Here is a 7,051-nt window from a genome sequence, read left to right as displayed (position 1 = left end):
GGGAGGCGACCGGGCACGCCCTCCCCTCGGGCGTTCCTCCGCCGGGGTCCGGGCCGCCCGTCGCGGGTGGCGCCGGATCCCTTGGGGACGGAGCGGTCGCGGAGGCGGCCTGGTCCGGTCCTCGCCGTGGTCCGCCGTGGACGTCAGCGGGACGGGGCGGAGGTCAGCTCTGGGCGGAGGCCGCCCGCACCGGCATCACGATGCGCGGGGGACTGGGCAGCGCCGGTCGGTACTGGCGGGGGGTCTGTTGCCGGGGGATCTGGGCGGTCCGCATCCAGGGTTCGTACCTGACCCACCTGCCGCGTAAGAGCTTCGCCTGGTAAAGAGCCGCGTCCGCCGCGCCGACCCACTGGGGGAGGCTGGGCTGGGTCCGGGTGACCCGTCGGATCTGGGACACCTCGGCGACACCCACCGAGGCACTGGGCGCCAGCCAACCGCCGTCAGCGAGCTGGATGGGCTCGGCCAGCGCCTCGACCAGCCGGTCCAGCACCCCGGGGTCGGCCAGTTCCGGGAGCGCCGCCACGAACTCGTCACCGGCGAACCGGCCGACGACGGCGGTCGGCCCGAGGACCTCGGTGATCCGTTCGGCCTGGACGGCCAGGACCGCGTCCCCGGCGGAGTGCCCCCAGGTGTCGTTGACCTGCTTGAACTGGTCCAGGTCGACGAAGAGGACGGCGGGGTCCTGGCACTCCTCCAGGAGGGGGCGGGCCTCGTTGCTCCACGCGGCCCTGGTCCAGACACCGGTCCGTTCGCACCGCCTGCCCGCCTCGACGGCCGCCACCAGCGCGCGGTTGCGCCGTTCGAGCCCCCGAATCCGCTGTTGCAGCACGGCGGCGTGCAGCGCCCACATGATCCAACCCCCGGTGATCAGCGCCGCCATCACCCAGGTCACCGCGCACCGCCCGGGTGCGCCGTCAACTCGCCCCTGCACCTGATCATGCCTGCCCCTCCCGGCACCTGCCCTGTGATCCGGAGACCCCCTGTTGGGCGGCGTACGAGTTCCCCGCTCGCGTTCACGCGAATACCGGCCGCGTCGTCCATCTAGAGTTGTCGCCCGGACAGGCGTATCCATTCCCCGACACCGTTACCCCCGGTCGGGGGGAGTGGATGCGACTCACGGCCCTGCTGCTCTACTCTGCTCTCCGAATGCTGACTAGTATTCTTAACATTACCCCCGACGATAGGGAGCGCCAGTATGGGCTGTCAAGGATTTCAGTCACGGAGCGTATCGCCCGATCGGGGGATGCTTCGTGGGAGTTGCCATGACGGTCAGTGACAGCGAGTCCTGGACCATCGCCGAAGCCCTGAACCGGCTCATCGACGACTACAAAGAGCGCACCGGTCAGCCCAAGCTCAGTATCCGCGCCCTCACCCGGCAAATGCGTTCCGACGGAGTGACGATTTCACACGGCACCCTGCAGAACCTGGTCAACGGCAGCCACGGCAATCCCGGCCGTGAATTGCAGAACAGCCTCGCGCGTTTCTTCGGTGTCAGCCCCGTGTACTTCGACGCGCCGCCCACGTCCCTCGAGGTGGAGGTGATGGGGAGGTTCGCCGACCTCAGCCCGGAACGCCAGGAGGCGGTGCTCCAGCTCATCAACGACCTCCACGCGGAGGAGCACCCGCCCGGCGAGACCGGCGATTACCGGCCGCGATGAGGCGTCGTCCACCCCGGTTGAACCTGGCCCGGGCGCTGCGGCTGGCCAACGCCACGGTCGCCACCCTGACGATTCCCGACCCCTGGGACCTCGCGGAGTTCACCCGGCACGTCGCCGAACGCCGGGGCCGCCCCATCAGGCTGGTGCCGCGCACGATGAGTTCCTACCGCTCGATCGCCTCCGGCCTGTGGGTGCGCGAGGCGAACACCGACATCGTCGTCTTCGACGCCACCTCCAGCCCGCTCCACCAGGAGAACACCGTCCTGCACGAGCTCGCCCACATGCTGCTCGACCACCGCGGCGTTCCCGTGCCCGGTCTGTCACCACCCGGGCCCCCGCGGCGGACCCCTCCCGAGGCGGACGCGGCGCTCGCCGCCAGGCGGTCGGAGCGCCGGGAGGGGGAACCGCCGGAGGAGGTACCGGCCCGGGTGCTGCACCGCGACCACTACTCGGACCAGGCCGAGCTGGAGGCCGAGACGCTCGCCTACACGATCTGGGAGGCGGCGGGGGCACCCCGGGCCCTCGTCGCCGATCCGCTGAGCAGGATGACCGCCGCGTTCGAGCACGGTCAGCGAAGGAGATGATCGACGATGCGGGATGTCGTCCAGTTGGCGGTGATCGGGCTCGCGGTGTCCGCCAGCGTGTTGAAACTGCTCCACTTACGCCGTCCCGGGACCAACCGGTCGGCGATCCGCGCCATGTGCGGCTTCCTGGTCGCGATGGGCGCCGCGCTCGTCATGGAGTCCGCTGCGGTCTCACCCTGGCTGGACCAGGTGCTGGGGATGGCCGCCGCCTACGCGCTCAAGCACACGGCCGTGCTCACCTCGTTGTTCTGCCTCCGCGCCGCCTTCCTCTGCTGGGTGTGGGAACCGGGGCGGCCGCGCACCCGGCGCCTCCTGGTGCACGGTGTGGTCCTCCTCGGCGTGCTCCTGCTCCGCTGGGTGCTGGGGCTGCTGGCGGGTGACGCGGACGTGGCGGCCGCGATGCGCTCGGAGTGGACCGAGGCGCCCTGGAGCGCCGCCGCCATGATCCTCTATGCGCTCTACGTCGGACTCTCGGGAGCCTCCATCGCCGTGCTCGCCGTGCTGTGGGCCCGGCACAGCGACCGGCGGTGGACCGCACGGGGCCTCCGGCTGATCGCCCTCGGCTGCGTGGTCGGCATCAGCTACCTCGCGCACAAGGTCGTGTTCCTCGCCCTGGTCCTGGGCGGGTGGCAGCCGACGTACGACCAGTACCAGGTGGAGTGGATGCTGATCGTGTGCTGCGCGGCGCTGCTCTTCGCCGGCCTGGCGATGCCGCTCATCGCCACCGGCCTGCCGGCGGCGGTCCGCCTCGGCCGGCACCGCGCGGCCTACGGACGGCTCGGCCCGCTGTGGATGGCCCTCACCCGGGTCCGCCCCGAGGTCGTCCTGGCGATGCCCCAACCCTTCGTCCTCCGCTACCTGCCCGCGCCGGTGGGACGCCTCTGGGACCGCGTCTCGCTCGGGAACCTCTCCCTGCGCCTCTACCACCGGGTCATCGAGTGCTGGGACGTCCTGGTGTACCTGCACGGCCACCTCTCGGACACGATCCGGTCCGAGGCCTACGAGCGGGCGTACGCCGAGACCGGTGACGCGCACCAGGCGGCGGCCATCAGCGAGGCGGTGATGATCGCGGTCGCCCTGCGGCGCGCGGAAGGCGACCACCCCGTGCTGCCCGAGGGGGAACGCGCGAGACCGATGGACTCCCACCACACGTTGTCGGAGAACATCGCGTGGTGGCAGCGGGTGTCCCACGCCTACCGCTCGCCGCTGACCGCTCACCTCGCCGAGCGCTACCAGCGGGTGTCCGCGCCGGTCTGACCCCGCCCGCCTGGATCAGCGCGAGCGCCGGCCGGGCCGATCCCGGAAGAGGACGTCTGGTGGCGGGACGTCGACCTCCTCGACCCGCAGGTCGTGGCGCGTCCCGGCGTCGCTGCCCCCGATCTCCTCGGTGAGCACGCAGACCCCGGTGACGACGTCGAGTCGGACCCGGTGGGCCTCCGCGTGGCGGAAGCCGGGACCTCGGTCGGGTGGTGGCGCGCCCGCCTCGGTCTCGATCCGCTCCGACTCCGCAGAGAACAGCAGCGGGCAGCACGAACAACGGGGGTCGTAGTACCTGGTCGGCGTGAGCACCGCCTCCCAGGCGGTGCGTCCGTGGTGCTCGACGACGGCGAGACCGCGCACGCTGGTGGCCGCTGCCCAGTCGCCGGTCTCCGGGTCGGTGCCGTCGGCGAGTTCCACCGGATCGAGCATCGCCACCCAGCGGTAGTCCTGGTACATCGGGGCGTCGAGCGCGCCCCAGCCCAGCGGCGGGCGACGGCGCACGAGACCGTCCTCGTCGAGTTCTGGCTGGTGGAGGCCGCGTTCTCCTGCGGCGGAGGTCGTGCCCGGGACCGGCGACGTTCCTCCACCGTCGCGGTGGCGGGCGGCTGGCCGGCGGCCCCACCGCCCGGCGGCCCTGGACGGCCTGCCGGGTGCGGGGAGAGCGGGTCCGGGCGTCACGTGGAGCGGGTGCCCGTCGAGGGCCTCCACCCGCAGGGCGCCCCGGCGACTCGTCCAGGCCCGGACCGACGGTGCCCGACCGGGCCACCCCACCGTGAAGGTGAGGTGGTCCCAGCGCCAGGGCGCGGACCGGGCCAGCGCGGCGAACCGTTCGGGAGTCAGTTCGGGCACCCAGGAATGGTCGCCGGTGGGAGTCGGGGGAGCAACAGGATTTTGGGTGACGGCGAGGCGGGTGGGCCTCCGAACATCCCCCGTTCGGAGGGCGGTAGGCGGCCGGCCGGACCAGTGGAGCCACCGCCGGTCCCGAAGCAGCGGGAAACGGTGGAGCCGGGAGGGACGCGGAACGGATCGGTGGGATTCGTGCATTGTGAAATTGTTTCGCAATTTGCCCGCGGCCTCCTCCCGGAGGAGACCTCGGCGTGGTTCATCCGCGAACAACGCGACCGGCACTTGGCGGTAATGCGCGGGCCCGCTTCGGTACTACCGTGAACACCGGAGGACAGCGCCCTCATTCTCCTCGACACCGCCGGCGTGTCCTCCGGTGCACCCGGCTCGACGTTTTCCGAGAGGCGAGGGGTGGAGTTCGGTGGTTGGTCGATCGCGTCCGCCAGAGGAACCGGCGGAGCGAACGGGGGAGGACCGCGTTGGTCGTACCGGCGCGAGGTTCGGAAGCCAACGACGTCCGTGGTCCCGCGTCGACCGGTCGGCAATCGAGGCCGGATCGGATACGGAGAGTGATCGCCAGCCGGGTGACCTCGATCGCACGGGAGACCGCTTCGGCGGAGCCACACCACCGCCGGCGGCGCGCGAGCGTGCGGGCGCTCCGGCCCCCTCCGGCGACCTGGTCGGACGAACCGGGGCGCGGTTCGCGGCCGTGGACCGTCGCCGAGCTTCGCCGCGACGGGCGGGAGGCGATGTCGTGAACACCGGGGACCTGGTCGTCTCCTTCGAGGCGTTGCACCACGGCACGTCGGCGGCGAGCTCGTCCTCCGGCGAGGACGAGCCGGCTTGGCCCTCGGACGACGGCCCCGTCGGCGCGGAGGCGACCGAGGCCGCGTCCTCGTCCCTCGTCCGCCCCTACGCCTGGACGCGGGGGCGGACGCGCGCGCGGGAGGACCTGAGGGTGGAGACCCTGGTGTCGGTGAGCGACCGGGACGAGTCGCTGCGCCGCCACGGCCTCACCCGGGAGTACCGGGGCATCATCCAGCTCTGCTCGGAGCCGCTGTCGGTGGCCGAGGTCGCCGCGCGACTCGCGATCCCCCTGGGGGTGGCGAAGGTCCTCCTCGCGGACATGGCGGAGACGGGCAGCATCGTCGTGCACCCGGCCGCCGCCCTGACCGGGCGCCCCGACACCCACCTGATGCTCCGGGTCCTCGAAGGACTGCGCAGGCTGTGAGCCCGGCCCGTCGGTGGCGGGGCCCGCCGGGCGGCTGGGGAACGGCCACAACGGGCAACGCTGGGACGGATCGCCCGTGGTCGGCGCCGGTCGCAGGGTGGCGGGTCGGCGGCACCGCCAACCAAGTGGGGGAAAGCGCTTGCCCGCCGGGTGCGGGGTGGAGCAGGCTGAACGCCCATGACCCCGAACAGCGCGCTCGCCCCGCTGTCCTCCCGCCCCTTCCGCAACTACTTCGTCGGCCGGTCCGTCCTGCTGCTCGGTGAGGCCATCGCTCCCGTCGCCCTCACCTTCGCGGTGCTCGACCTCACCGGGAGCACCGGGGACGTCGGGCTGGTCCTGGCCGGGCGCAGCATCCCCCTGTTGCTGTTCCTGCTCGTCGGTGGCGTGGTGGCCGACCGCCTGCCACGCCATCTCGTGCTCCTCGCCGGCTGTCTGGTCTCCGCCCTGACCCAGGGCGCGGCGGCCGCCCTCGTGATCACGGGGACGGGCGAGGTGGGTCAACTGGTGGCCATCGAGGCCGTCAACGGCATCGCGGCCGCGTTCGCGCTGCCCGCCACCAACGGAATGGTCCCCCAGCTCCTGCCCTCGACGCTCTGGCAACGCGCCAACGCGCTGGTCGGCTTCAGCAGGGGCGGGATCACGGTGATCGGCGCGTCCGGGGGTGGAGCGCTGGTCGCCGTGCTCGGGCCGGGCTGGGTCCTCGCCTTCGACGCCGGCTGCATGCTGCTCGCGGCCCTCTTCTTCGCGCTCATGCGCCTCCCCAAGCGGGTGAGCGAACGCGGTGGGCGCATCGTGGCCGACCTGCGGCAGGGCTGGACCGAGTTCGCCTCCCGGCCCTGGCTGTGGCAGGTCGTCTCGGCGTTCTCCCTGGTCCACGCGGTCACGGCGGGAGCGTGGCTCACCCTGGGCGCGAGCATCGCGGACGACACGGTCGGACGCGCGTGGTGGGGAGCCACCCTCGGAGCCCAGGCCGCCGGCGTGGTCGTGGGCACCGTGGTGATGCTGTACTGGGGACCTCGACGTCCGCTGGCCACCGGGCTGCTCCTGCACCTGACCTTCGTGCCGATGTACCTGGCGGTCGTGGTCGCGCCGCACCCGGCGGTGCTCCTGCCCGCGGCGGTCCTGGCCGGCGTCGGCGGCGGGATCTTCATCGTCTGCTGGGAGACCTCCCTCCAACGCAACGTGCCCTCGGACGTGCTGTCCCGGGTCATCTCCTACGACATGCTGGTGTCCCGGGCGGCGGTCCCGGTCGGCCAGCTCGCCGGCGGCTACCTCGCGCTCCGATTCGGGGAGGCACCGGTGCTGCTGGTCGGCACCGTCCTCGCGGGCGGGGCCGTGCTCTCGTTGCTGGCCTCCCGTTCGGTCCGGGGCCTCGGTACGGATCCGGCGGCCGGAGTGGCCCTCGAACCGGCGCTCTCGCCGGTCGGGACCGACCGGCCCGCCCCCACCCGGGCCGGCAGCGGCACCTGACGCCG

The 7,051-nt window shown here is 72.6% G+C and carries 7 protein-coding genes; 5 read left to right on the top strand and 2 right to left on the bottom strand.

Annotation, left to right across the window (positions count from 1 at the left end; translation table 11 throughout):
• Positions 1–163 precede the first annotated feature (163 nt).
• Entirely contained in the window at positions 164–892 is a 729-nt protein-coding gene (locus ACTIDRAF_RS31675) for a GGDEF domain-containing protein (RefSeq protein ID WP_016696874.1), read from the bottom strand.
• Between the two features lie 370 nt (positions 893–1,262).
• Between ACTIDRAF_RS31675 and ACTIDRAF_RS0201150 the strand changes: the two genes are divergently transcribed.
• The 3 genes from ACTIDRAF_RS0201150 to ACTIDRAF_RS0201140 are packed head-to-tail and all read left to right on the top strand — an operon-like array spanning position 1,263 to position 3,499.
• Complete coding sequence (locus ACTIDRAF_RS0201150) at positions 1,263–1,658, top strand: helix-turn-helix transcriptional regulator (protein WP_016696873.1); 396 nt, start codon at positions 1,263–1,265, stop codon at positions 1,656–1,658.
• Positions 1,655–2,242, top strand: a complete 588-nt coding sequence (locus ACTIDRAF_RS26580; RefSeq protein WP_157162778.1) for an ImmA/IrrE family metallo-endopeptidase — start codon at positions 1,655–1,657, stop codon at positions 2,240–2,242. Before ACTIDRAF_RS0201150 ends, ACTIDRAF_RS26580 begins: the two co-directional genes overlap by 4 nt.
• Before the next feature lie 6 nt (positions 2,243–2,248).
• Positions 2,249–3,499 (top strand): MAB_1171c family putative transporter, encoded by a 1,251-nt coding sequence (locus tag ACTIDRAF_RS0201140; protein ID WP_016696871.1) that lies wholly within the window; start codon positions 2,249–2,251, stop codon positions 3,497–3,499.
• A 15-nt stretch (positions 3,500–3,514) separates the two neighbouring features.
• Here ACTIDRAF_RS0201140 and ACTIDRAF_RS0201135 read toward each other — a convergent pair whose 3' ends face one another.
• Positions 3,515–4,351, bottom strand: a complete 837-nt coding sequence (locus tag ACTIDRAF_RS0201135; RefSeq protein WP_016696870.1) for a hypothetical protein — start codon at positions 4,349–4,351, stop codon at positions 3,515–3,517.
• 748 nt (positions 4,352–5,099) lie between these two features.
• Here ACTIDRAF_RS0201135 and ACTIDRAF_RS33510 point away from each other — a divergent pair.
• Together ACTIDRAF_RS33510 and ACTIDRAF_RS26570 are read left to right on the top strand one after the other, a co-directional pair.
• Positions 5,100–5,576, top strand: a complete 477-nt coding sequence (locus tag ACTIDRAF_RS33510) for a DUF742 domain-containing protein (protein ID WP_016696868.1) — start codon at positions 5,100–5,102, stop codon at positions 5,574–5,576.
• Between the two features lie 177 nt (positions 5,577–5,753).
• Complete coding sequence (locus tag ACTIDRAF_RS26570; RefSeq protein ID WP_016696867.1) at positions 5,754–7,046, top strand: MFS transporter; 1,293 nt, start codon at positions 5,754–5,756, stop codon at positions 7,044–7,046.
• Positions 7,047–7,051 lie beyond the last annotated feature (5 nt).

Origin of the sequence: Actinoalloteichus spitiensis RMV-1378, from assembly GCF_000239155.1 — a bacterium.
In the GTDB taxonomy this organism is placed as follows: Bacteria; Actinomycetota; Actinomycetes; order Mycobacteriales; family Pseudonocardiaceae; genus Actinoalloteichus_B; species Actinoalloteichus_B spitiensis.
Note: the sequence above shows the minus strand (reverse complement) of the source record. Positions and strands in the feature narration are given on the sequence as shown.